The 2,117-nt window shown below is 58.0% G+C and carries 2 protein-coding genes; both read right to left on the bottom strand.

Going from position 1 to position 2,117, the window contains the following annotated elements; all coding sequences use genetic code 11:
• Positions 1-149 precede the first annotated feature (149 nt).
• Positions 150-914 carry an amino acid ABC transporter ATP-binding protein gene (locus tag ACRESJ_RS24245; protein WP_339449983.1) on the bottom strand — a complete coding sequence of 255 codons (765 nt, stop codon included), beginning with the start codon at positions 912-914 and terminating at the stop codon, positions 150-152.
• Positions 915-924: 10 nt separating this feature from the next.
• The gene (locus ACRESJ_RS24240; RefSeq protein ID WP_431760167.1) at positions 925-2,022 is read right to left on the bottom strand and encodes an amino acid ABC transporter permease; all 1,098 of its coding nucleotides are present in this window, start codon (positions 2,020-2,022) and stop codon (positions 925-927) included.
• Positions 2,023-2,117 lie beyond the last annotated feature (95 nt).

Below are 2,117 nucleotides of genomic sequence, written 5' to 3'. Positions count from 1 at the left end.
GCCGCAGGCTGCGATCTTTTGATTTTTAAATAGCAAGATCAAAGGATCGCAGCCTGCGGCAGCTCCTACAAGGTCCATGTACGGCAGTAAATCGCAGGCAAAAATAAACCCGGAACTCAGTCCGGGTTTATTTCAGTGCCTGGGTTCGATCAATGCAGGATCTGGCTCAGGAACAGCTTGGTGCGATCATTTTGCGGGTTATCGAAGAAGTCGTTCGGCGCGGCCTGTTCGACGATTTCGCCCTTGTCCATGAAGATCACACGGTTGGCCACGGTGCGGGCGAAACCCATTTCGTGGGTTACGCAGAGCATGGTCATGCCGTCTTCGGCCAGGCCGATCATGGTGTCGAGAACCTCTTTCACCATCTCAGGGTCGAGTGCGGAAGTTGGTTCGTCGAACAACATGATTTTCGGTTTCATGCACAGTGCACGGGCAATCGCCACACGCTGTTGCTGACCGCCGGACAGTTGCCCCGGGTACTTGTGTGCCTGCTCCGGAATGCGTACGCGTTCCAGGTAGTGCATGGCGATTTCCTCGGCCTTGCGCTTGGGCATCTTGCGTACCCACATCGGCGCCAGGGTGCAGTTCTGCAGGATGGTCAGGTGCGGAAACAGGTTGAAGTGCTGGAACACCATGCCGACTTCGCGGCGGATCGCTTCGATCTGCTTGAGGTCGTTGGTCAGCTCAACGCCATCGACCACGATGCGACCTTGCTGGTGCTCTTCCAGACGGTTGAGGCAGCGGATGGTGGTGGACTTGCCGGAACCCGACGGGCCGCACAGAACGATACGCTCGCCCTGCTTGACGTTCAGGTTGATGTCTTTCAACACGTGGAACTGGCCGTACCACTTGTTCACACCCTGCATCTGAATAATGCCTTCAGGGCCCACAGGCTTTTTATTTGCTTCGCTCATAAAAGAACTCCTAACGCTTGTGGCCTGTGTCGAGCTTGCGTTCCAGGTGCATGGAATAGCGCGACATACCAAAACAGAAAATCCAGAACACCAGGGCCGCGAACACATAGCCTTCAGTGGCCATGCCCAGCCATTTCGGGTCGGCGGCGGCTTGCTTGACGCTGTTGAGCAGGTCGAACAGGCCGATGATGATCACCAGGCTCGTGTCCTTGAACAGCGCAATGAAGGTGTTGACGATGCCGGGGATCACCAGCTTCAGGGCTTGCGGCAGAATCACCAGGCCCATGCTGCGCCAGTAACCGAGCCCCATCGCGGCGGCCGCTTCGTACTGACCTTTGGGAATCGCTTGCAGGCCACCGCGCACCACTTCGGCGACATAGGCCGACTGGAACAGGATCACGCCGATCAGGGCCCGCAGCAGTTTGTCGAAGTTCATGCCTTCGGGCAGGAACAACGGCAGCATCACCGAGGACATGAACAGCACCGTGATCAACGGCACGCCGCGCCAGAATTCGATGAAGGTCACGCAGACCACACGAATCGCCGGCAAGTTCGAACGACGGCCCAGCGCCAGGACAATCCCCAGCGGCAGTGCACCGGCGATACCAACGGTGGCGATCACCAGGGTCAGCATCAGGCCGCCCCACTGGCTGGTCGCCACCTGAGGCAGTCCGAATACACCACCATGCAACAGGCACCAGGCAATGATCGGGTACAGCACCAGAAAGCTCAGACCGTAGATCGCTTTACGCGGGAAGCGCGAGATGAACAGCGGCGCTACGCCGATGACCGCCAGCCACACGGTCAGGTCTACGCGCCAGCGCATCTCGGGCGGGTAGTAGCCGTACATGAATTGACCGAAACGCTGCTGGATGAACACCCAGCAGGCGCCGTCCTTCGTGCAGTCGGCACGGGTGGTGCCGACCCAATTGGCGTCGATGATCGCCCATTGCAGGATCGGTGGAACCACCAGGTAAATCAGGTAGAACGCGAACAGCGTCAGCAAGGTATTGAGCCAGCTGGAGAACATGTTCGCGCGCATCCACGCCACCACACCGATGCTGCTGCTCGGTGGTGGCATGTCAGGTTTGAAAGTATGAGTACTCATGCGCTTTTCCTTACCGCTCGATCAGCGCAATGCGCTTGTTGTACCAGTTCATCAGCAGGGAAATGCTGATACTGATCGCCAGGTACACGCTCATG

It is taken from the genome of Pseudomonas sp., from assembly GCF_050739655.1.
In the GTDB taxonomy this organism is placed as follows: Bacteria; Pseudomonadota; Gammaproteobacteria; order Pseudomonadales; family Pseudomonadaceae; genus Aquipseudomonas.
The sequence above is the reverse complement of the archived record's forward strand: the minus strand, read 5'-3'. Positions and strand labels throughout refer to the sequence as shown.

Excerpts from the sequence above, each read along its gene's own strand:
- ACRESJ_RS24245 (WP_339449983.1), bottom strand. The coding sequence starts at position 914 with ATGAGCGAAGCAAATAAAAAGCCTGTGGGCCCTGAAGGCATTATTCAG.
- ACRESJ_RS24240 (WP_431760167.1), bottom strand. The coding sequence starts at position 2,022 with ATGAGTACTCATACTTTCAAACCTGACATGCCACCACCGAGCAGCAGC.